Origin of the sequence: Paraburkholderia fungorum, from assembly GCF_046026025.1 — a bacterium.
GTDB classification, from domain to species: domain Bacteria; phylum Pseudomonadota; class Gammaproteobacteria; order Burkholderiales; family Burkholderiaceae; genus Paraburkholderia; species Paraburkholderia fungorum_E.
The window spans coordinates 298770-322164 of the sequence record NZ_JAQQFL010000002.1 but is presented as its reverse complement, the minus strand read 5'-3'; the positions used below and the strand labels follow the sequence as shown (position 1 = coordinate 322164).

The 23395-nt window shown below is 62.2% G+C and carries 17 protein-coding genes, 1 tRNA gene and 1 pseudogene; 10 read left to right on the top strand and 9 right to left on the bottom strand.

Annotated elements, in window-relative coordinates:
• Positions 1 to 67 precede the first annotated feature (67 nt).
• Positions 68 to 1366 (bottom strand): lysophospholipid transporter LplT, encoded by a 1299-nt coding sequence (gene lplT, locus PQR67_RS03620; RefSeq protein ID WP_408454541.1) that lies wholly within the window; start codon positions 1364 to 1366, stop codon positions 68 to 70.
• 237 nt (positions 1367 to 1603) lie between these two features.
• Positions 1604 to 2407, bottom strand: coding sequence for an inositol monophosphatase family protein (locus PQR67_RS03615; RefSeq protein ID WP_408454538.1), 804 nt, complete (start codon positions 2405 to 2407; stop codon positions 1604 to 1606).
• A gap of 410 nt (positions 2408 to 2817) precedes the next feature.
• Between PQR67_RS03615 and PQR67_RS03610 the strand changes: the two genes are divergently transcribed.
• On the top strand, positions 2818 to 3654 hold the full coding sequence (locus PQR67_RS03610) for an RNA methyltransferase (RefSeq protein ID WP_408454536.1): 837 nt from the start codon (positions 2818 to 2820) through the stop codon (positions 3652 to 3654).
• Positions 3655 to 3834: 180 nt separating this feature from the next.
• Complete coding sequence (gene cysE, locus PQR67_RS03605; RefSeq protein ID WP_408454534.1) at positions 3835 to 4665, top strand: serine O-acetyltransferase; 831 nt, start codon at positions 3835 to 3837, stop codon at positions 4663 to 4665.
• Between the two features lie 6 nt (positions 4666 to 4671).
• On the opposite strand, the gene PQR67_RS03600 is transcribed toward cysE, so the two are convergent.
• The 4 genes from PQR67_RS03600 to PQR67_RS03585 all read right to left on the bottom strand — a co-directional run bounded on the left by PQR67_RS03600 (position 4672) and on the right by PQR67_RS03585 (position 7531).
• Positions 4672 to 5469 (bottom strand): UDP-2,3-diacylglucosamine diphosphatase, encoded by a 798-nt coding sequence (locus PQR67_RS03600; protein WP_408454531.1) that lies wholly within the window; start codon positions 5467 to 5469, stop codon positions 4672 to 4674.
• A gap of 47 nt (positions 5470 to 5516) precedes the next feature.
• Complete coding sequence (locus PQR67_RS03595; RefSeq protein WP_408454529.1) at positions 5517 to 6011, bottom strand: peptidylprolyl isomerase; 495 nt, start codon at positions 6009 to 6011, stop codon at positions 5517 to 5519.
• A 160-nt stretch (positions 6012 to 6171) separates the two neighbouring features.
• A complete protein-coding gene (locus tag PQR67_RS03590) occupies positions 6172 to 6753 on the bottom strand; it encodes a peptidylprolyl isomerase (RefSeq protein WP_408454526.1) in 582 nt (193 codons plus the stop codon).
• A 49-nt stretch (positions 6754 to 6802) separates the two neighbouring features.
• Positions 6803 to 7531, bottom strand: coding sequence for a tetratricopeptide repeat protein (locus PQR67_RS03585; RefSeq protein WP_408454523.1), 729 nt, complete (start codon positions 7529 to 7531; stop codon positions 6803 to 6805).
• A 265-nt stretch (positions 7532 to 7796) separates the two neighbouring features.
• Between PQR67_RS03585 and cysS the strand changes: the two genes are divergently transcribed.
• From cysS to PQR67_RS03555, 6 genes are all read left to right on the top strand, one after another.
• Positions 7797 to 9194, top strand: a complete 1398-nt coding sequence (cysS, locus tag PQR67_RS03580; RefSeq protein ID WP_408454520.1) for a cysteine--tRNA ligase — start codon at positions 7797 to 7799, stop codon at positions 9192 to 9194.
• Between the two features lie 47 nt (positions 9195 to 9241).
• Positions 9242 to 10327, top strand: coding sequence for an endonuclease III domain-containing protein (locus PQR67_RS03575; RefSeq protein ID WP_408454517.1), 1086 nt, complete (start codon positions 9242 to 9244; stop codon positions 10325 to 10327).
• 131 nt (positions 10328 to 10458) lie between these two features.
• Positions 10459 to 11430 carry an acetyl-CoA carboxylase carboxyltransferase subunit alpha gene (locus PQR67_RS03570; protein WP_408454514.1) on the top strand — a complete coding sequence of 324 codons (972 nt, stop codon included), beginning with the start codon at positions 10459 to 10461 and terminating at the stop codon, positions 11428 to 11430.
• Positions 11431 to 11477: 47 nt separating this feature from the next.
• Positions 11478 to 12989 carry a tRNA lysidine(34) synthetase TilS gene (tilS, locus tag PQR67_RS03565; protein ID WP_408454511.1) on the top strand — a complete coding sequence of 504 codons (1512 nt, stop codon included), beginning with the start codon at positions 11478 to 11480 and terminating at the stop codon, positions 12987 to 12989.
• Between the two features lie 396 nt (positions 12990 to 13385).
• A complete protein-coding gene (locus tag PQR67_RS03560) occupies positions 13386 to 14636 on the top strand; it encodes an aspartate kinase (RefSeq protein ID WP_408454507.1) in 1251 nt (416 codons plus the stop codon).
• A 194-nt stretch (positions 14637 to 14830) separates the two neighbouring features.
• A tRNA-Ser gene (locus PQR67_RS03555) sits at positions 14831 to 14924 on the top strand.
• 104 nt (positions 14925 to 15028) lie between these two features.
• Here PQR67_RS03555 and PQR67_RS03550 read toward each other — a convergent pair.
• From PQR67_RS03550 to PQR67_RS03540, 3 genes and pseudogenes are all read right to left on the bottom strand, one after another.
• Complete coding sequence (locus tag PQR67_RS03550; protein WP_408454504.1) at positions 15029 to 16213, bottom strand: porin; 1185 nt, start codon at positions 16211 to 16213, stop codon at positions 15029 to 15031.
• A gap of 72 nt (positions 16214 to 16285) precedes the next feature.
• Positions 16286 to 18709 carry a TIM-barrel domain-containing protein gene (locus tag PQR67_RS03545; RefSeq protein WP_408454501.1) on the bottom strand — a complete coding sequence of 808 codons (2424 nt, stop codon included), beginning with the start codon at positions 18707 to 18709 and terminating at the stop codon, positions 16286 to 16288.
• A 19-nt stretch (positions 18710 to 18728) separates the two neighbouring features.
• Positions 18729 to 20015, bottom strand: a pseudogene (locus tag PQR67_RS03540) (MFS transporter).
• A gap of 854 nt (positions 20016 to 20869) precedes the next feature.
• Between PQR67_RS03540 and PQR67_RS03535 the strand changes: the two are divergent.
• Positions 20870 to 21217, top strand: a complete 348-nt coding sequence (locus PQR67_RS03535; protein WP_408454498.1) for a hypothetical protein — start codon at positions 20870 to 20872, stop codon at positions 21215 to 21217.
• Between the two features lie 223 nt (positions 21218 to 21440).
• Positions 21441 to 23393, top strand: a complete 1953-nt coding sequence (locus PQR67_RS03530; protein ID WP_408454495.1) for an extracellular solute-binding protein — start codon at positions 21441 to 21443, stop codon at positions 23391 to 23393.
• The last annotated feature ends 2 nt before the right edge of the window (positions 23394 to 23395 follow it).

Sequence of the window (23395 nt, the reverse complement as noted above, 5' to 3'; positions counted from 1 at the left end):
TGCCGGCGCGACGAGCGGACCCTGGCCGGACGGCCAGGCGCCAGGCAGTTCGCACACCGCCATGCCATCACTCCTCCACCAGCGCCCGCATATCCACCGTGCGCTCATTCACCGCGCTGCGCCGTTTTGCGAGCCACATCATGAAGGTGATGAAACTGCCGAACACCACGATGATCCATTGCGCGGGCATCTTCGCGGTGAGCAGTATCGCGTAGACGCCAAGCATCAGCAGCACGGCCAGATTCTGGTTGAAATTCTGCACCGCGATCGAATGGCCGGCGGAAAGCAGCGTCGCACCGCGATGCTGCAGTATCGCGTTCATCGGCACGATGAAAAAGCCGGACAGCGCGCCGAGCAGAATCATCAAAGGATAGGCGAACAGGATATAGAACGGCAGGACGTACGAGCCGATACGAATACCGGCGCCCGCCGGAAACAGGTCCTTGTTGTAGAACGCCACGGCAATCGCCACCGCGCCGGTGAGGATGCCGATCGGCAGCACGCGCAACGAGCGGCGCAACGGAATCAGCGCGGCCGCGGCAGATGCCCCGACCGCGATGCCGAGACCCGTGACCCCTTGCATCACGGCGGCCTTCGACAACGACAAACCGAGGTTCACGTTCGCCCATTTGAGCACCAGCAATTGCAGCGTGACCGCGCCGCCCCACATCAGCGTCGTAACCCACAGCGCGATCTGCGCGAGTTTGTCGGCCCACAGCACGTTGAAGCAGTGATAGAAGTCGCCGACCAGTTGCTTCGGCTCGGCCAAACGGTTCGGATAACGCGCGCCGGTGTCGGGAATGAAGATGTTGATCCCTGCCGCGATGGCATACGTGAGCATCACCGCGAACATGGCCAGATCGGCGGAGGAGCGGATCAGCGGCAGATGCGCGCGGGCGACGAATTTATCGGCGAGGGTGCTGATCAGCGCGCCGCCGACCATCGTGCCGACAATGGTCGACAGGACGGTGGCCGATTCGAGCCACGCGTTGGCCTTGACGAGTTTTTCCGCGGGCAGGAGCTCGGTGAGAATGCCGTATTTGGCTGGCGAATACGCCGCCGCACCAAAGCCGACCACGCCGTACGCGATCATCGGATGAACGCCGGCGATCATCATCAGGCAACCGCTCGCCTTGAGCGCGTTGGAGACGAACATGACGTGCCGCTTTTGTATCGCGTCAGCGAATGCGCCGACGAAGGGGGCGAGCAACACATAGGAGACGGTGAAGAAAATCTGCAGCAGCGGCGTGACCCAGGCGGCCGAGCGGATCACCGATAGCAAGGCGATGGCGGCGATCAGCAGTGCATTGTCCGCGAGCGACGAAATGAACTGCGCCGCGATGATGGTGTAGAAGCCTTTTTTCATGAAGCGGGTTGGAAGCTGCGCGCAAGTCCGGCGCGAAGCAGGGCGCTGTGAAAGACGCGCGAAACGCAGGCGGGGAATCGAGCATGCCGGCGCGGCCTTCCGCTTTGTAGCACGAACGCCTGCCGGATGCAGGCGCGCCAACGAAAAAGCGGCCGAAGCCGCTTTTTTCGTATTGCCGGGGCCGGCGCGGAGCCGCCCGGATGGCGGGCTCGAGCTCCGGACCGGAGGCCTGAGGCCTTAAGCCGATTGTTGACGCGTGCGGCTGTAGCGCGACAGGATCGGGATCATCTGCGCGTAGACCTTCGGATTGCCCGCAACAATTTCACCGACGTGCAGAAAATCCGAGTCGCCCGTGTAGTTGCCCACCAGACCGCCTGCTTCCGTGATCAGCAGGCTGCCCGCGGCGACGTCCCACGGATTCAGGCCTTGCTCGAAGAAGCCGTCCATGCGGCCGGCGGCGACGTTGGCCAGATCGAGCGCGGCGGCACCCGGACGGCGCAGGCCGGCACAGGCTTCGGTCATTTCAGCGAACTGGCGGCCGTACGCTTCGAGACCGTCCTTTTCACGGAACGGGAAACCGGTGCCGATCAGGCCGTCAGCGAGGCGGTCGCGCTTGGCGACGCGGATGCGGCGGTCGTTCAGGAATGCGCCGCGGCCGCGCGAGGCGGTGAACAGGTCGTTGCGGGTCGGATCGTAGATCACGGCCTGCGTCACGATGCCCTTGTGGGCGAGCGCGATCGAGATGCAGTAGTACGGAAAACCGTGAATGAAATTGGTGGTGCCGTCGAGCGGATCGATGATCCACTGGAATTCGGACTCGTTGTCCGACTTGCCGGATTCTTCGGCGAGGATGGCGTGATCGGGGTAGGCGGTCTTGAGCGTATCGATGATCGCCGCTTCAGACGCTTTGTCGACTTCCGTGACGAAATCGTTGTGCTGTTTCTTGCTGACCTGGAGGAGATCGAGGTCGAGCGACGCGCGGGTGATGATCTGTGAGGCACGGCGCGCAGCCTTCACAGCGATATTGAGCATGGGATGCATGAGACTGGATCCTTGTGCCGGGGCAGCACGGCTGCTTGCCGGTAAATGAGCGCGGGATGAGCGCTAATTGAGCGCCATCGAGGGGCGCGGAAACAGCACGGAACGCACGCCCGATAAAGGACTGGTGCGGATTCCGCCGACGGAGACGAATTGAATAAGAACGAGGCGCCGGACTTTTCGTAGACGATAAGCCGGACGCGAATCGCGCTATTTTACCTGAGTCCGGGCGGTGCGGCAGCGGTGGCTGCCCGGTAGCGGATATGACAGGTGCCTGGCAAGCGTTTTATGCGGCCGTCATGCCCGGCCGTCATGTCCAATTCACCCGCAAATTACCCGCAACTCACACGCAATTCGGAGCCGGCTCGAGGTTGGCGCTACCATACGCATTCTTTAGCTTGCCGGGTTTCATCGTGGACCACACCCACCATTCCTCCGATCCCGCCGTGGCGGACCTGCGCGGCGGTTTCACGTCGACGCGCTTCGTGCTCGTCGAGCCCAGCCATCCCGGTAACGTCGGCGCCGCGGCGCGCGCGCTGAAAACCATGGGGTTTTCGCGCCTCGTGCTGGTGTCGCCGCGCGTGCCGCACGTGCAGAGCGATCCGGAAGCCATTGCCATGGCGAGCGGCGCCGACGACGTGCTGGCATCCGCGCACGTCGTGCCGACACTTGCCGACGCGTTGAGCGGCGTGCATTGGTCGGTCGCGCTCACCGCGCGGCTGCGCGAATACGGGCCGCCGCAATGGACGCCGCGTGCCGCCGCTGGTGCCGCGCATGAGCAGGCGATGCACGGCGAAATCGCGCTGGTGTTCGGCAACGAGCGCACGGGTTTGTCGAATGAGGACGTGGAGCGTTGCAGCGCGCTCGCCCATATTCCCGCCAACCCGGCCTACAGTTCGCTCAATCTTGCGCAGGCCGTGCAGGTGCTGGCGTATGAATTGCGCACCACGTATTTGTCCGCCGGCGGGGCCACTCCTGCGGCGCCTGCAGCGGCTCAAGCGCCGGTGGGGCAGGGCGAGCCGGCCGGCGCACGGGCGGCGAGCGACGAAATCGAAAGCATGTACACGCATCTGGAAAGCGCGCTCATTGCGCTCGAGTTTCTCGATCCGGCCAATCCGAAAAAGCTGATGTCGCGTTTGCGGCGGCTGTTCGCGCGCTCCGGTCTGGAGCGGGAGGAAGTGAATATCGTGCGCGGCATCGCCAAACATATCCTGCTGAAGACCAAACCGCCGGGCACCGACGCTTCATAAAAGCGTCGCTTCGCAATCGACGACCTTGCCGGCAGCGTGGGCTTCCGGCAGGTTTCGCGCAATCGCCCTACAATTGCTCGAAACGTTCTAAGCAAAGCTGCCGATCTGCTATACGGCAAGCATCCGCCGTGCGGGGTTTTTCGCGCATGCGGTCCTTTCTCCCACGACACAGTCCCTGCCATGTTCACGAGACTTCGCGAAGACATTGCCACGATCCGCGAGCGCGATCCCGCCGCCCGCAGCGCCTGGGAAGTCATCACGTGTTACCCGGGTCTGCACGCGCTTGTGCTGCACCGGCTCGCGCACGCATGCTGGCAGGCCAAACGCCGCTGGCTCGCGCGTTTCATTTCGCAGATGGCGCGTTTCATGACCGGCATCGAAATCCATCCCGGTGCGACGCTGGGCCGCCGCGTGTTCATCGATCACGGCATGGGCGTCGTGATTGGCGAGACGGCGCAAATCGGCGACGACTGCACGATCTACCAGGGGGTGACGCTCGGCGGCACGTCGCTCACGCGAGGTGCGAAGCGCCATCCGACGCTCGAGCGCGGCGTGATCGTCGGGGCGGGCGCAAAGGTGCTCGGCGGCTTTACGATCGGCGCGGATGCGAAAATCGGCTCCAATGCGGTGGTCACGAAGCCGGTGCCGGCGCGCGGCACGGCGGTGGGTAATCCGGCCCGGATCATTGTTCCGGCAGCTTCCGCCGTGACTTCAGCCGCCGTGTCCGGAGCGCAGTCAGGCGGTGCCGCGCAGGATGCCAAACGCGCGTCCGGAAGCAGTGGGTTCTGCGCCTACGGCATCACGCCGAATGCGGACGATCCGGTCTCGCTGGCGATTCATGGCCTGATCGATCACGCCGCCACGCAGTCGAAGCGCATCGACGAAATCGTCGACGCGCTGGAGCGGCTGGGAACCAGTCTGGAAGGGCTGCAAGGCGCCGATGCGGCGCTGCTTGACTTGCGGCGTTTGTCGGCCGCGATTGCAGGAAAGGCGGAAGGGGTCGCGACCTAGCGCTGATCAATCCAGCGGCAAGGCCCGAATGCCTTCCGCATCGATTCGCAGATAACCGCCACGGCGCTCGCCGTGGTCCAGATCCCAATCCGGTAAAACCCAGCGCGTGCCGTCGGGCTCGCGATGGCACGCCGGCCGATGCGTGTGCCCGTGAATCATCGTGGCCGTTTTCGACGACTTGAACAACGCGGCGACGGCCTTACGCGTCACGTCATACTTCGGCGAAGCCGGGCGCGAGCGGCCATGCTCGCTTTTCGAACGCATGTTTTCCGCCAGCGCCTGGCGCCAGCGAAACGGCCAGGCGAGAAACAGCATCTGCGTCAGACGGCAGCGCGTAAGGCGGCGGAAATATTGATAGCCGCGATCCGCGGTGCAGAGGCCGTCGCCGTGCGCGAGGGCGATACGTGTGCCGAATGCGGTGATCACGAACGGATCGGGCAGCCAGATTGCGCCGGCCGCTTTCATGAAGCGCTTGCCGAGCAGAAAATCGCGATTGCCATGCATGATGTAGAGCGCGATGCCGCGCTCCGACAAGGTGTGCAGCAGCGCCGCCATTCGCGCGACGAACGGCTCGACGAGCATGTCGTCGCCGACCCAGTATTCGAACAGATCGCCGAGAATGAAAACCGAATCCGCCTGCTCGGCCGTGACGCGAATGAAGTGCTCGAACGCGGCGACCGTGCGCGGAATCGCCTCGCTCAGATGAATATCGGAGAGGAAAAAAAACGGGCGTGCGGCGTGCGGGCGTTTGCCCTCGCCAGGCACGCCCGCGGCGACGCTTCGCAGCGGCGTTTCTTGCAGCATCGAAGGTGCCTGATTTCAGTTCAAACGGGGTGGCGCTTGTCGGACGTTTAGTCGACGATCACGGCTTTTTCGATCACCACGTCGTCGGCCGGCACGTCCTGATGGAAGCCCTTCGAGCCCGTCTTGACCTTCTTGATCTTCTCGACGATGTCGAGGCCCTCGACAACCTTGCCGAACACGGCGTAACCCCAGCCCTGCGGCGTCGGCGACGAGTGGTTCAGGAAGTCGTTGTCGTTCACGTTGATGAAGAATTGCGCGGTCGCCGAGTGCGGGTCGTTCGTGCGAGCCATCGCGACGGAGCCGTTGACGTTCTTCAGACCGTTGTTCGCTTCGTTAGCGATCGGCTCAGCCGTCGGCTTCTGCTTCATGCCGGGTTCGAAACCGCCGCCCTGGATCATGAAGCCGTCGATCACGCGGTGGAACACCGTGTTGTCGTAGTGACCGGCCTTCACGTAGTTGAGGAAGTTCTCAACCGACTTCGGTGCCTTTTCAGCGTCCAGTTCGAGTTTGATGACGCCGTGGTTCGTGTGCAGTTCAACCATGATGGAATCCTTTGATGATCGGGGTGAGTAAAAGGCGTGGCCGCCCGTCATGTGAGATGCGATGACGACGGGCCGCGCCGGGTGCGTAGAGTTATCGTTGACTTCTTATGCAGCGTGCCGGGTGCTGCTTTTTTGTTCTGCTTTTTTCTGCTGTGTTCTGTTACTTGCCGACAACCGTAGCCGATTCGATCACGACCGGCTTTGCTGGCACGTCGCTCATCGGGCCACGGGTGGTGGTCGGCGTGCCTTCGATCTTCTTCACGACGTCCATGCCGCCCGTGACCTTGCCGAACACCGCGTAGCCGTTGCCGTCCGGATTCGGATAGTCGAGGCCGGCGTTGTCCACCGTGTTGATGAAGAATTGCGCGGTGGCCGAATTCGGATCGCTGGTGCGCGCCATGGCGAGCGTGCCGGCGCTGTTCTTCAGACCGTTACGGCTTTCGAGCGGAATCGGCGCGCGCGTGGGCTTCTCCGCGAAGCTCTGGGTATAACCGCCGCCCTGAATCATGAAGCCGCGAATCACACGATGGAAAATCGTGCCGCTGTACTGGCCGGATTTCACGTAGTCGAGGAAGTTGGCGACGGTTTTCGGCGCCTTCTCAGGATACAACTCGACACGGATGTCGCCTTCCGTGGTCTTGAAGAGGACGGACGGATGCGCGGCCTGCGAACCGGACTGGGCAAAGGCGGGGGCATTTGCGATCAGGGCGGCGCTGCCGAGCGCCAACATCAACCATTTCATGAAGATCCTCAGGGTTGGAAAAAACGTGTTGCCGAAAACGATGACCGTGTTACTGCGACGGCGCCATGTAGGGCGGCATGGCGAGCGAGCCATTTGCGCCGCCGTACTGGAAGCTCGGCGTTTGCGTCATCTCCGGGGTAGCGCGCGGGGCGCTGGCCTCGACGGGTGCGGCGGCTTTCTTCACCGGCGTTTTGCCCTTGGGCGGTGAAATGACGTTCTGGATATCCGCGAGGCGTTGCGTGGTCGTGGCGCTCGCTTTGCCGAGGCTCTGCGCGCGGCGATAGGCCTCGTTGGCCATGCGCAAATACAGGTCGCCGAGATTTTCATACGCGAGGCCGTAGCCGGGATTCACCTTGGTCGCCGTTTCGAGCGCGGCGCGCGCTTCGGCATAACGGCCGTGCTTCGCATAGAGCGCCGCCAGGTTGTTATACGGCTCGGGCAGCTCGGGATACAGTTGGGTGAGTTCGGTGAATGCGGTGATCGCCTCGTCGTCGCGATTCAGATGGGCCAGCACCGTGCCGCGCTTGAATTTTGCTTGCGCGTCGCGTGGATTCGAGGCGATGCGCGCGTCGAGCTGGGTGAGCGCGGCTTGCCAGTTTTTCTGCGCAATCGACGTGTCGATCTCCGGCGTGTTGTCACGCACGGCGGGGCCTTGCGGCAGCGTGGAGGTTTTCTGCGCGTACGCGGCGGCACCCGGCAAGAGCGTGAGGGCGACGGCGCAGAATGCCGTCGCGGCGAGGGTCGCAGCGCTGCGCGCACGGCCGCTGGAAGGTTTCATAGGCTCAGGTCTGGATGTTATACTCCGACCCATTCTAACAAAAGGTCTGCGCGTTCCGTCGAACCGCAAACTGTCTTTTCGCCACTCGTGGTCGTCTCCGCCTTGATTGCAACCTGAGCGCAGCCTGAACGCCGCACCAGGTGCACCGGTTTGCTGCTCTGTCTGTTGCAGTACGGAACGCACCCGCCGTCTTCTCGCGGGGCGCGTCATGCACGAAACAGCACGAACCCATTGCGGATTTCTTTCGGCCCACGCACCGTTCTCTATGGAATCACTGCGCATCTACAACACGCTCGCGCGTGACAAGCAAACTTTCGTGCCGCTGCAAGATGGCGTCGTGCGGATGTACGTCTGCGGGATGACCGTATACGACTATTGTCACGTCGGCCACGCGCGCGTGATGGTCGTGTTCGACATCGTGCAGCGGTGGTTGCGCACGCTCGGTTACGACGTGACCTACGTGCGCAACATCACGGATATCGACGACAAGATCATCCGGCGCGCGGTCGAGAACGGCGAAACGATCAAATCGCTTACCGATCGCTTCATCAACGCGTTGCATGAAGACGCGGATGCGCTCGGCATCGCGCGTCCCGATCTGGAGCCGCGCGCCACCGATTTCATCCCGCAGATGCTCGGCATGATCGAGAAGCTCGAGGCGAACGGCTACGCGTATCAGGCGGCCGACGGCGACGTGAACTACGCGGTGCGCAAGTTCGCGGGCTACGGCAAGCTGTCGGGCAAATCGCTCGAAGATCTGCGCGCCGGTGAGCGTGTCGCCGCGAACGACGCGAAGCAGGACCCGCTCGACTTCGTACTGTGGAAGCAGTCGAAGCCGGAGGAGCCGGCGGACACCGGCTGGGAATCGAAGTACGGGCGTGGCCGTCCGGGTTGGCATATCGAATGCTCGGCCATGGGCTGCACGTTGCTCGGCGAACATTTCGACATTCATGGCGGCGGTCAGGACCTGCAGTTTCCGCACCACGAGAACGAGATTGCACAAAGCGAAGCTGCGACCGGACAAACCTTCGTCAATTACTGGATGCACAACGGCTACGTGCAGATCGACAATGAGAAGATGTCGAAGTCGTTGAACAACTTCTTTACGATCCGCGAAGTGTTGGCGCAGTACGATGCCGAGGTCGTCCGTTTTTTCATCGCGCGTGCGCATTACCGTTCGCCGTTGAACTACAGCGACGTCCATATCGACGACGCCCGCAGTGCGCTCACACGTTTGTACACCGCGCTGAAAGACGTCACGCCGGACAGCGCGGATCTCGACTGGAACGAAGCGCATGCGCAGCGTTTCCAGGCAGCAATGAACGACGACTTCAACACGCCGGTTGCAGTGTCGGTGTTGTTCGAGTTGGCAACTGAAGTGAACCGCACGCGCGACCCCGCGCTGGCCCGTCAATTGCGCCTGCTCGGCGCTTTGCTCGGCTTGCTCGGCCGGGAGCCGCGTGCCTACCTGCAGCAGGCTGCGGGCGCCGCCGCAGAAGGCGCGCTCGGGCCCGCCGCGATCGAAGCGAAGATCGCCGCGCGCGTGGCCGCCAAGCAGGCGAAAGACTATGCGGCAGCAGACCGGATCCGGGCCGAATTGCTCGAGGCCGGCGTTGCACTTGAAGACAAACCCGGCGGGTTGACCGAGTGGCGGCGCGTGTGAGCGCACCTCGACGTTTCCTCTGATCGACTCGCCAGGCAGGAGGCAGGATGGCAACGGCCACGAAGACGCCGGCTAAACGAGCCACGTCTCAAACAAACGCGGCAGCCGCAGCAAAGTCGACACGAACGTCGGCTCGTGCGGACAGCGGCGCGGTAAAGAAAGCATCGCCGAAACCCGCCGGGGTGGCGGCGAAGACAGGTGCGCGCGTTACGGCGGGCGCAGCGTCGACGGCGGCGGCAGGTGCAACGAAGAAAGCCGCGGTCAAACGCGCGCTGAACGGCGCGTCGGCGCCCGCGCCCGCTTCGAAGCGGGCCAAGGCGCCGCGTGCGAAAAGCAATGGTGCGTTGCCTGCCGAACTCGCCGGCGACGTGCAGCAGCTCGCGCGCATGGCACACGAAGGGCACGAAGGCGAAGTCGTGCGCAAGACGCGCGCGTCGTCGGGTGCCGGTGGCGAAGCCGCGGGTGCGGCCGAAGTCGCGGTGCCCGTGCAGATCGCCGGCCTCACGCCTGAGGTTACGCGTCCGGCGTATTGGGACAAAGCCTGCGCTGACCTCGTCAAGCGTGACCGTATTCTGAAGAAGCTGATTCCAAAGTTCGGCCCGGTGCATCTGCTGAGCCGTGGCGATCCGTTCGTCACGCTCGCGCGTTCGGTGGTCGGGCAGCAGATTTCGGTGGCGTCCGCGCAGGCGGTCTGGGCGAAAGTCGAGGTAGCCTGTCCGAAGCTTGTACCGCAGCAGTTCATCAAGCTCGGTCAGGACAAGCTGACCGGGTGCGGCCTATCCAAGCGTAAGGCCGAGTACGTGCTCGATCTCGCGCAGCATTTCGTGTCGGGCGCGTTGCACGTCGGCAAGTGGACCTCGATGGACGACGAAGCCGTGATCGCCGAACTGACGCAGATCCGCGGCATTGGCCGCTGGACCGCGGAAATGTTCCTGATCTTCAATCTGTCGCGCCCGGACGTGCTGCCGCTCGACGACCTCGGTCTGATCCGCGCGATCAGCGTCAACTACTTTAGCGGCGAGCCGGTTACGCGCAGCGAAGCGCGTGAGGTTGCGGCAAACTGGGAGCCGTGGCGCACCGTCGCTACCTGGTATATGTGGCGTAGTCTCGATCCGTTGCCGATCGACTACTGAAACTGAAGAACAAGAAACGATGCTGTTTCAGAAAACTATCAATTGTTAAAAATCGATAGTTGCGAGATGGTTTTGACATCGGCGAGCGCGGTTAGAATACGCGCTGCCGGTAAGTCCAAGGATTACAACCAATGAAGACCACCTTTCTGGATTTCGAACAGCCGATCGCTGAACTCGAAGCGAAGATCGAAGAATTGCGCTTCGTGCAGGACGATTCGGCCGTCGATATTTCGGAAGAGATCGAGCGGCTGTCCAAGAAGAGTCAACAGCTCACCAAAGATCTGTACGCGAACCTCACCCCGTGGCAGGTTTCGCAAATTGCCCGACACCCCCAACGCCCGTACACGTTCGATTACGTGAGCGAGCTGTTCACCGATTTCCACGAGCTGCACGGCGACCGCAACTATGCGGACGACCTGTCGATCGTCGGCGGCCTCGCGCGTTTCAACGGCCAGGCCTGCATGGTGATCGGTCATCAGAAGGGCCGCGACACCAAGGAGCGCGCGCTGCGCAATTTCGGCATGCCGCGTCCGGAAGGCTATCGCAAGGCTGAACGCCTGATGCGTCTCGCCGAGAAGTTCGGCTTGCCGATTTTCACGTTCATCGATACGCCGGGCGCGTATCCTGGCATCGGCGCCGAAGAGCGTGGCCAGTCCGAGGCGATCGGCCGCAATCTGTATGTGATGGCTGAACTGAAGACGCCGCTGATCGCCACGATCATCGGTGAAGGCGGCTCGGGCGGCGCGCTTGCGATTGCAGTTGGCGACAGCGTGCTGATGCTGCAGTTCTCGACCTACTCGGTGATTTCGCCGGAAGGCTGCGCATCGATCCTGTGGAAGAGCGCCGCAAAAGCGCCAGAAGCCGCGGAAGCGCTCGGCCTGACCGCGCATCGTCTGAAAGCGCTCGGTCTGATCGACAAGATCGTCAACGAGCCGCTCGGCGGCGCGCATCGCGATCCGAAGGGCATGGCCGCCATGTTGCGCCGCGCGCTCGCCGATTCGCTGCGTCAATTCCAGGGCATGAGCATCACCGACCTGCGTCAACGCCGTTTCGAACGGTTGATGGCGTACGGCAAGTTCAAGGAAACGACGCCGGGTGCTTGAACCCGCGCGCGTTTTCTTTCGTCCTTCGCGCTTCCCGCGCTAGCGACGTGACTCTCACCGCCGATTCTCCCGCCGACCGCCTCGTTCTCGAGGCGGTCGGCGTGGCGCTGTCCGCGTTGCCTGCGAACGCGCGCATTGCGGTGGCGTTCAGTGGCGGCGTCGATTCGAGCGTGCTGCTCGATGCTGTGGTGCGCGTCGCGGGAGCGTCGCGTTGCGTCGCGCTGCATGTGCATCACGGCTTGAGCGCGTATGCCGACGAGTGGCTCGCGCACTGCGAAGGATCTGCGCAGGAACGCGGCGTTGAATTCGCGGCGCAGCGCGTCGAGGTGCCGCGTGACGCGGGTGTGAGTGTCGAGGCCGCGGCGCGCGCTGCGCGTTATCGCGCGCTGGACGCCATGTGCGCAACACGCGCCGTCCACACGCTATGGCTCGCGCAACATGCGGACGATCAGGCGGAGACCGTGCTGTTGCAGTTGCTGCGCGGCGCCGGTCTCGCGGGTCTTGCCGCGATGGCACCCGAATACTTGCCGGCCGGTGCGGCCGCAGTGCGCGTGAGGCCTTTGCTGCATCTGTTGCGCGCACAACTCGAGCAGTATGCGAGCGCACGCGCGCTGCGCTGGATCGACGACGAATCGAATGCGGACACCCGTTACGCGCGCAACGCTTTGCGCCACGAGGTGACGCCGGCGTTGGCCGTCCACTTTCCTGGTTTTCGCGACGCCCTTGCGCGCACGGCGACGCATGCGGCATCCGCGCAACGTCTGCTCGACGATCTGGCGCGCATCGATCTGGATGCGGCAGGGTGTGATGAAGGCCGTGCGTTATCGCATGACGCGCTGCTCGCGCTCGACGACGATCGTGCGCTCAACCTGCTGCGCTACTGGATGCGCAGCAGGGGTCTCGTCGCGGCATCGACCGCGCGCCTTACCGACGCCTTGCGTCAGTTGCGCGAAGTCGGGGAGGCCGGCGAGGGCCATAGGCTGCGCATCGATCATGCCGGGCAGGCATTGCGCAGTTATCGCGGCCTTGTCTATTGGGAAGCGGGTGATAGCAGCGAAGCCGCCGATGAAACCGCGCTCACCGAGCGCGCAGTCAGCGAATTCACGTGGCAGGGTGAAGCGATCTGGCGTTTGCCGCAGTGGCGGGGCACTTTTGTGTTTGCCGCGGTCGAGGCGAATCCGGGCGACGCTGCCGGCGCTGTTTCCGGTGCGGCCGATGCCGATGTCGATGTCTGTGGCCATACCGACCCGACACCGAACGATCCCGATACGCTTCCCGTGAGCGTTTTGCGCCGCGCATTGTTGAGCGCGCGCTCGCGCAGCGGCGGCGAGCGAATGCGCACTCATGCGGCACCAGGCAGCCCGAGCCGCACGCTGAAGAATCTGTTCCAGGAGCGCGGCATTCCCGCATGGAAGCGCGACGTGCCGCTGCTTTACGTGGGCGACGATCTGCTGTTCGTGCCCTTGCTCGGCCTGAACCGCGCAGCGTTGCCGGCGCATGTCGATGCGACGGAGCAACGCGTCAGGATCATCTGGCGCGACGATTTGCTGATCGCCTGACCGGCCAGTCGGACAGGCGGTTTATCTATCCGGTGAATCTGCGGAAGATGACGCTAAAGGGCGCAAAACCACGCCGGATACGCCTTTTCAGCCGAAAATATGGACCATTCGACGGGCATTTCGGCTTGTCTTTTTGCGCTCGATCGGGTAATTTAACTCGTTTGCCCGACCCGATTTCGCCTTCGCTGTCGTCGCCATAGCCGGTTTGCGAGCGTGATCCGTCGTATCCGGTAAGCCACTAGCGATCATTTCCGGGCAAATCCGCGCGTGCTGCACGCGTGCTGCATTTACGCCGCCACACACTTTGCCGTCGTTCACAAGACGTTGCGCTCCCTGTGCTTTTGTGCGGTCGTCTCCAGCGCGCCAGCGCGGTTTATCCTCCAGTTCAGAACGACAATGGCACTCATCGTACATAAATACGGCGGCACTTCGATGGGCTCGGTCGAGCGCATCAAGAACGTCGCCAAGCGCGTCGCGAAATGGCACAAGGCCGGCCACAAGATGGTCGTCGTGCCGTCGGCGATGTCCGGCGAAACCAACCGCTTGCTCGGTCTCGCGAAAGAAATCACGGGCCAGCCGAGCCCGCGCGAACTCGACATGATTGCAGCCACCGGCGAGCAGGTGAGCTCAGGACTGCTCGCCATCGCGCTGCAGGAAGCCGGCGTCGACGCGGTCAGCTACGCGGGCTGGCAAGTGCCGGTCAAAACGGATAGCGCGTTCACGAAAGCGCGCATCAGCGAAATCGACGGCGAGCGCGTGCTGCGCGATCTCGACGCGGGCAAAGTGGTGGTGATCACAGGCTTCCAGGGTATCGACCCTGAGGGCAACATCACCACGCTCGGCCGTGGCGGTTCGGATACGTCCGCTGTCGCAGTCGCTGCCGCATTGAAAGCCGACGAGTGCCTGATTTACACGGACGTCGACGGCGTCTACACGACCGACCCGCGCGTGGTGGATGGCGCGCGTCGCCTCGATCGCGTGACGTTCGAAGAAATGCTGGAAATGGCAAGCCTGGGTTCCAAGGTGCTGCAGATCCGCTCGGTGGAATTCGCCGGCAAATATCAGGTGAAGACGCGCGTGCTGTCGAGCCTGACCGATCCGCTCATCCCGCTCGACACCGAAATGAAGTCGGGCACCCTGATTACTTTTGAAGAAGACGAGACCATGGAAAAAGCAGTCATCTCAGGCATCGCGTTCCAGCGCGACGAAGCTCGTATCGCCGTGATGGGTGTGCCCGACAAGCCGGGCATCGCGTATCAGATTCTCGGCCCGGTGGCGGACGCGAATATCGACGTCGACATGATCATTCAGAACCAGAGCGTCGAAGGTAAAACCGCTTTCACGTTCACGGTCGGCCGCGGCGACTATCAGCGCGCGATGGACATCCTCACGAGCCAGGTGAAGGGCCACGTGCAGGCTGAGCAGGTGCTGGGCGATCCGAAGGTGTCGAAGGTGTCGGTGGTCGGCGTTGGCATGCGTTCGCACGTGGGTATCGCGAGCACGATGTTCCGCACGCTGTCGGAAGAGGGCATCAATATCCAGATGATCTCGACCTCCGAAATCAAGATCTCGGTGCTGATCGACGAGAAGTACATGGAGCTCGCCGTGCGCGCGCTGCATAAAGCGTTCGAATTGGATCAAGCGTAATTTGTTGCATGAGCCGGGAGAGGCCGGAGCTTTTGATCTCTGAATGCTCGACGGTGTGCCCGGCCAATGTGAATAAATTGCGTCGTCGGTGACAAAACTGGCACAAAAAATGGCCGGTAGACATTGACCTTCGCGGTTCGGCCCGCTATTATCTTGGCTTCGTTGCGCTGACTCCCTGCGCAACCGAAAGTTTGGGAGACGTGGCCGAGAGGTCGAAGGCACTCCCCTGCTAAGGGAGCATCTGGGCCAAAACCTGGATCGAGGGTTCGAATCCCTCCGTCTCCGCCAGAAGTGGTAGAGAGAACCCCGCAGAGTCTAGGCTCTGCGGGGTTTTGTTTTTTCCGCTGCAGAATTTCCTTCATTCAGCAGCGGCACCCAACCTGGTACCGGCATCAAAATGCGTGCCGTAGTCCCACCATGCCAACGAATTGCGACGGCCCTGACGACGGCGTCGTATTCTGCGAGTCGCCGACCACCGCGACTGCGTCGGTAATGCCCGTCCCGGTGCCCGCCGCAACCAACGTCTTGCCGCGTGCGTGTTGATACGCCTCCAGCAAATACACCGTGGTGCGGGTCGAGAGGTTGTACGTCTGCTCGAGCGAGATCTGGTGATAGCGCGCCGCATCGTTGATGCCATTCGCCTTACTTGCCTGCGTGTAGCTGTAGCCTGCGCCGACAGTCACGGCCGGCGTGATCCGGTACGTGGAAATTACGCCGTACGTATTGAACACACCCTCGTCGGTGAACAGCGAACCGGAGCCCGGTGCGTACTGCACGTTCGAATAGTTCAGGCCGACCATCAGGTCCTGGTGCGTGTAGCGAGCCGCCGCAGCGAACAACTGCGCACTGCGTGCCGTTGCATAGCCGCTGTTCACTGGCGAGTTGACGGCGTAAGTGCCGAGCGCCTGGCTCGTGGCGATGTCTTTCAGCTTCACATAACCCACCGCGATCGCAAACGGCTGGTAGTCGTAGCGAGCCGCCGCACTGAACTGGCTGCCGCTCGCCACGCTACCCGGCACACCGCCGAGACCGTACTGCGCGCTGAATTGCAGACCGGCGAGGTTCGGCGACAGGTAGGTCACCGAATTGTTAAGACGCAACGTGGTGTCGAGTGAATCGAGGTCACCCGGGTGAGCGCCTGTCGCACCCGTTAGTACACCTGTTGGCCCGAGGGATCCGACCATCTGGAAGTAAGGTGTGTACTGGCGGCCGAGTGTCACCGTTCCGTATTTGTCGTTGCTCAGCCCGACGTACGCCTGTCGATTGAAAATGAAGCCCGAGCTGCTTTGCGCGCCGGTCAGCGAGTTGAAGCCGCTTTCGAGCCGGAAAATCGCCTTGGTGCCACCGCCAATGTCTTCCGCACCGAGCAGGCCGAACTTGCTTGCCTGCAGGTTGCCCTGGCTCATGTAGAAGTTGGAGTGCCCCTTCTGGTTGCTGGAATAGGCGAAGGCGTTATCGACAACCCCATACAGCGTCACGCTGCTTTGCGCCGACGCGCCGGTTGACAGCACGGCGCCCGCAAACGGCAGGCACGAGAGGACGAGTGCGCGTGTTCGCGCGCGCTTTGATGAGTTCATGGCTAGCAGGTCTCCGGAATAGATATTGAGCGTTGCACTTACGGCCAGCTCGGGTCAGTGATGCATGCTGTGTTAGTGGGCGATGGAAATCGTCAGACACCGCCAGCCGTCGACCGTGTGGTCGGCGACCAGGGTGTCGTCGATGCAGACGGCCGTGCGTACTTCGCTTGCGGGCACGAACAGCCGAACTTCTTGCTGCGGCTGGTGGACCCAGCCTTCTCGCAGGATCGAAATGTGCAACGTGCTCGCGTCGCTTGTAATCGCGACGCGCCAGCGGCCTTGCGCGCCTGCACGCCAGGCTTCGCTTTCGCCATCGTCCTCGACGCAACCGCCGCGCGCGACGCCCGTGCCGGCGTGCGGCACGCCGATGAACGCACGTTCGTCGGCGGGACGGCCAAAGTGTTGTTCCGCGATGTTCAACGGAATCACGCTGCCCGCACGCAGCAAGGTCACCGGCCGCTCGAGTGGGGCAGGCAGGTTCACCGTCTGACCGCCTGCGAACACCTCGCCACTCCAGTACGACACCCAATGCGTGCCGGCCGGCAGATAAACCTCACGCGTCGACTGACCCGCTTCGACCACCGGTGCAACCAGCATTGATGAACCCAGCATCATGTCGTCGCCATCCGTGAGACAGCGCGGATCGTGCGGAAACTCGGCGAACATCGGACGCAAGACAGGCTCGTAGGCGCTGTGCGATTGCCATAACAACTCGTACAGGTAGGGAATCAGCCTGTAGCGCAGTTTGATCAGATCCGCCACCTGGGGCGTGACTTCGGGATGCATCCAGGGCTCGTTGACCGTGCCGTCGTCGTTCCAGGAGTGAATGCTGAAACGCGGCAGAAAGATGCCGAAGGCGACCCAGCGGGCGAACAACTCCGGACCCGGGGCCGGACCCGAGAATCCGCCGATATCGTGACCGCTATTCGACACGCCCGACATGGCGAGCCCGAGGCCCATCTTCAGATTGAAGCGCAGCGTTTCCCACGAGGTGTAGTTGTCGCCGGACCATGTTTGCACGTAGCGCTGCATGCCGACGCCGCCCGAGCGGGACACGAGGAACGGTCGACGCTCGGGCGCGTATTCGCGCTGCGCATCGTGCGATGCACGCATCATCAACTGCGTTTGCAGTACCTTTGCCTCGCGTGCCGGATACGGCTGGCCGAAACCCTGAGCGATCGCGTCGGGCGACCAGATTTCGAATTCGTTGTTGTCGTTCCAGGTTGCGGCGATACCGTGCTTCAACAGGCTGTCTTTCACGCGTGCTTTCCACCAGTCGATGGTGGCGGGATTCGTGAAGTCCAGATAGGCGCCCACTTCGTCCCAGAACTGCACCCATGCCGGATCGCCGTCGCTCGACGCAATCAGCAAGCCGGCGCGCGCCACTTCGTCGAACGCCGGATGATCCTGCAACAGGCACGGCTTGATGTTCGCGCACAGACGCACGCCATGCTCGAGATAACCCCGCACGAAGCCGTCGATATCGGGAAACTTCTCGTGGTTCCAGTTGAACACATAACGCTTCGCACCGATCGACGTATAGCCCGACGACAGATGAAATGAATCGCACAGCACGTCGTGTTCGCTGCATCGTTCGATGAATTCGCCCATGCGCTGCTGGGCGTCGGGCGCATCGGTATAGCTCATTGTCGAGCCGGAGTAGCCTAGTCCCCATTTCGGCATCCAGGCCGGGCGCCCGGTCAGCCATGTAAAGCGGCGCACTGCATGCAAGGGCGTACCCGCCGACGCGATGAAGTAATCGTCGAGATCGCCATGCTCGGCGACAAAGTGCCGGTAGTGACCGTGATAATTGTCGAGCTCGCGGCCCATGTCGAAGCGGCAGTCGGCAAGCGTGTCGTAGAACAGGCCGAAGCCCGTCGACGTGTGCGGCTGCCACGTCACGTAGAAAGGGATGTGCTTGTAGAGCGGGTCGGTGGTGCGTGCGCTATAGCCCATCGCGTCGATATTGCGCATTTCGTAGGACTGGTCCGCGCGATTGAGCGAACCGGCGCGCTCGCCCAGGCCGACATAAATTTCATCCTTGCGACGCTCGACGTAGTGATACACACGCTCGTCCCACCAGCCAAAGTTGTACGCCTGCGTCTTCCGATCGGTCATCGCGCGATGCCACGCGGCGTCGTGCAGGATGTCCCACGCGCAGAATCCGCCGTCCAGCGTAATCGTCAAACGGATGCGCGCCGTTTCGACGACAACGTGTTCAGCGTCGGCCGATACGTCAAACCTGGGGGGTGTGAAATCGCTTACGTCGCGGCGCTCGCGGCCTTCGAGCGGAACGTCGTCTGCGCCCGGCGCGATAGACCAGGTTCGCGGGCCGTGCGTTTCGCCGTCCGGCAGCACGAGTACCCGGATGATGTCTTCGGCGAGAACGAACAGTTCGATCCGGCAGTTTTCCTGCGCGGTGAGAACGATGTGATTGCCGGCATGAGAAGACAGCGAAAAACGCGGCGGGTGTTTCAGATTCGTCAGTGAACGCATGATGTGTCTTCGAGTGAGGTCACGCAGCCGGGCTGGCATTGTTGTCGACTTGATGCGGACGCGCGTCGCGCGAGACGCCGCGCATCAGAATGATCAGCAACGTGGCGCCGATCAGGTCGAACGCGCCGAGGGCGCCGAATAGCGGCGTGTAGCCGATCGAATCGGCCAGCGCGCCGACCAGCAACGAAAAGCCCAGACCGCCGATCCACGCGGACATCCCCGCAAATCCGGCGACGGTGCCGACTTCGCCGGGGTCGAACACGTCGGCGGCCAATGTGTTGACGAGCGCCGAGATCATCTGATGCGCGAAGCCGCCGACGCAGAACAGTGCGATTGCTTGATACGGGGAGGCGACGAGGCCGATGCATGCCGGTCCGAGCATCATGAACGCGCCGAGCACGACACCCGCGATTCGCGACGCGATCAGCGGCATGCGGAAATGCTTCATCAGGAACGGCGACAGGTAGCCGCCGAAGAGGCCGCCGAGGTCGGCTGCCAGAAACGGCAGCCACGCGAACATCGCGATCTGCTTCAGATCCATGTGACGTTGCGTCGCGAGGTAAAGGGGAATCCAGAAGCTGAAGGTCTGCCACGCGGGTTCCGCGAAGAAACGCGCCTGGGCGATTGCCCAGAAGCGGCGCGTGCGCAGTACTTCGCGGATGCTGCGCCGTTACGGCGCGCCGGGCGTTTGTCCGCTGACAATCGCCTCACGCTCGGCCTCGCCGATGCGGGGGTGATCGGCCGGCGAGCGGTACAGCACATACCAGACGGCGGCCCAGACGAAGCCGAGCGCACCGGTCACCGCAAACGCGCTTTGCCAGCCATATCGCAGCGACAGGAAGACGACGAGCGGCGGGGCAAGCAGCGAACCGAGCGACGTGCCGGCATTGAAATAACCCACCGCCACGGATTTCTCGCGATTGGGAAACCATTCGGCGACCACCTTCATGCCTGCCGGAATGGCGACGGCCTCCGTCAATCCCATGAGTCCGCGCAAGGCAGCCAGCGAGAGCCAGCCGCTTGCGAAGCCGTGCAGTACGCCCGTCAGCGACCAAAGGCAGGCGAACAGCGCAAAGCCGAGACGCAAACCGATCAGATCGATGATCAGGCCGCACACCGGCTGCATGATCGTATAGCCGACCTGGAACGCCCCGACCACGTATGAGTACTGCTTGGTGCTCATGTGCAACAGCTGCGTCAACTGAGGCGCCATCACACCGAGGGCGTTGCGCGACAGGTAGTTGACGATCGTCCCGGCACACACGAGGGCGATGATCCACCAGCGCAAACCAATGATTGTTTTCAAAATCTGTCTCCGTACCCAATGTGTCCGCTGACTGGCCGCAGGGCGGCTGGCATGCGCGAATTCGAACATTTATCGACATTTAGTGTCAGTCATCGTATCACTGGTTGAGCGCCGTTGCACCAGGGAAAACCATGGTTTAAGTGGTTGAGTTTCTTGAAATATTCGTTAAATTTGGCTCTCTTGGGGGGGTTTGCATGATATTGAGGTCGGACGACCGGTGACCATGGAAAATGATCAAAATGTTCTTTCGAACATCAAATGTTCGTTTGGTGGTCTGGGCGAATGAACCGGGCGGGGTGTCGTGGCGATCGCGGCGGGGGAGTGGTTGGCAACGGATAACGCTTTGCCGCGCCCTGTGGTCTTACGATCCGAAGTGCGTCGTCTACGGGGAGCGGCGGCGCGGAAGCGCGGGAAAGGCAACGTGAGCGAGTGGGGTGGAGCAGGCGGGTTTCGGTGCTTGTCTGGGCGCGTTGTGTATCGAAAAAATATTTCGATATCCTACTGATGTGGATGCACTGGCGGCGCCTCACCCGCAAAAGTGATCGAGGAGTCGGCAACTGGATGACCTGGCGCGTGCGAGCACGGCGGGCAGAATTGTCCCGCAGCGGCGAGGGGAAACGAGGGGCAACTTGCCGGCAGATGGACGACTTATGCGCGACTTGTGGGCGTCTCATAGTGAGGCGGCTCAATTACATCGCCGCTACTTTTTCACCAAACCTTTGTCCAATGTAACGAGACGTAACCGGGCGGCCAACAGTGCGATGTTATGCATCAGTTATTACAAAGTTGAAATACGCGGACGGTTGCCTTGCGCTATATTTCGGCCAACAACACATTCTTCAAAAGGGTGATCAATGAAGTCCGCACGTATTGTTCCATTTCTGATCGGGGTTCTCGGGTTGGCTGCGTCGGGTGCTGCAATGGCCGGCGGGCTCAGCGTAGGCGTCAACATCGGTATCCCCGCGCCGGTCTACGTGGCGCCGGCTCCGATTTATGCACCGCCGCCTCCGCCTCCGCCGCCCGTGATCTACCAACCGGCTCCTGTGTACTACGGCGGTCCGGCGATCGTGATCGGCTGGCACGGCGACCGCTACTGGGACGGCCGCCGTTACTGGGGGCGTGACGACTGGTACCGCCGTCATCCCCCGGGCCGCTACGATTATGGCCGTGACCACTACGACAATCGCCGCGGCTGGCATTGAGTCGTCAAGAAGCCGCAGTCGACGTGGCTGCCGCATCGAAAAAAAACCGCCCGGATCTGGGCGGTTTTTTATTGCGCTCGCGAAACCTGTCAACCATGAATTTCCCCAATGAGGTCTGCTCACCCCACACGTGAACGTCATGCCGATGAGATGTGCGGATTGCGCGAGTTTATTGGGTAGAATTCTCTCACCTTGCAATTGCCCACTGACCACCAAGACCCCTATGACAACTGGCTCGCGATGGGTTCAAACGCCTCGTGCACTTTGGTGTCGCGTGATTCACAGGCTATCGCGTGCTGGTCTTTCGGTTGTGCCACGTCGCTGGTGCTCGGGATGCGCCAGTGCGCTGTGCGGCGTCTTCGTCCTCGCCGGTCTGCTCGCGGCGCCCGAGGCCCAGGCGGTCTATGCGATCGCGCAATACGGCGAGCCGAAGTATCCCGCGGATTTCAAGCACTTCGACTACGTCAACCCGGATGCGCCCAAAGGCGGCACGCTGGTCATGGCCAATCCGAGCCGGCTCACCAGTTTCGATAAATTCAATCCGTTCACGCTGCGCGGTAACCCCGCACCGGGCCTCGAGATGCTGTTCGAAAGCCTGACCGTCGGCAGCGGCGACGAAGTGGCCAGCGCCTATGGGCTGCTTGCCGACGACATCAATATTGCGCCCGACGGCTTGTCGACCACTTTCCATATCAATCCGCGCGCCCGTTTTTCGAACGGCTATCCGGTCACCGCGGACGACGTCAAGTTTTCACTCGACACGCTGAAGAGCCCGCAGGCCGCGCCGCAGTTCGCGTCGGCTTTCGGCGAGATCACACGCGCCGTAGTCGTCGATCCGCAGACGATCCGCTTCGAGTTCCATCAACGCAATCGCGAGTTGCCGCTGCTGGTGGGCAGCATGCCGGTGTTCTCGCGCAAGTGGGGCGTGAAACCGGACGGCAGCCGGATTGCATTCGATCAGTTGGCGTTCGAGAAGCCGATTGCCAGCGGGCCTTATCTGATTGATCAGTACGATAACGGGCGCACCATCACGTATCGGCGCGATCCGAATTATTGGGGGGCGACGTTGCCGGTGCGGGTCGGTACGAACAACTTCGACCGGATTGTCTACAAGCTGTATTCGGATAGCGTCGCGCGGCTGGAAGCGTTCAAGGCAGGCGAATACGATGCCATGGTCGAATACATTGCGCGCAACTGGGTGCGGCGCGACATCGGCAAGAAGTTCGACAGCGGCGAGCTGATCAAACGCGAATTTCCGCAACATAACGGCACCGGCATGCAGGGCTTCATACTCAATTTGCGCCGGCCGTTGTTCCAGGACGTGCGAGTGCGCAAGGCGCTCGATCTCGCGTTCGATTTTCAGTGGCTGAACCGCCAGTTGTTCTTCAATCAGTACACCCGCATCGACAGCTTCTTTGCCAACACGGATTTGCAGGCGAAGGGTCTGCCGTCGCCGGGTGAACTCGCGCTTCTCGGGCCATGGCGCGCAAAACTCGATCCGGCGGTATTCGGTCCGCCGCCCACGCAGCCGGACACGGATCCGCCGGGTTCGTTGCGGGCCAATCTGCTTCAGGCACGGGCCTTGTTGCAGCAGGCCGGATGGACCTACCGCGACAATGCGTTGCGTAACGCCCAGGGCCAGCCATTCGAATTCGAAATTTTCGACGACTCCAGTTCCGAAGCAGCAATGGCGCCAATCGTCGCGACGATGATCCGTAACCTGCAGAAGCTGGGCATCAAGGCGACCTTTCGCGTTTCCGACTTTGCGGTTTATCAGAAACGTCTCGATGCATTCGACTTCGACACGACTACGATCCGCATGCCGGACGTACAGGTGCCCGGTTCGGAGCAGATCGAGCGGTTCGGCAGCAAGGCTGCGGACACGCCGGGCTCGGACAACATAATCGGACTCAAGTCGCCGGCCGTCGACGCGATCCTGAGCGCGCTCGTGCATGCTCAGACGCAGGAGCAACTGATCGACGCGACACACGCGCTCGACCGTGTGCTGATGCATGGCTACTATGTGATTCCGCAGTGGTACAGCGCGACGCACCGGGTGGCGTTCAAGCGCGGTCTCGCGTGGCCCAAAACCTTGCCTCTGTACTATGGCGCGGAAGGCTGGATCACGACGATGTGGTGGTATGCGCAGCCGCAGCCGCAATCTGAGGCGCATTAAAG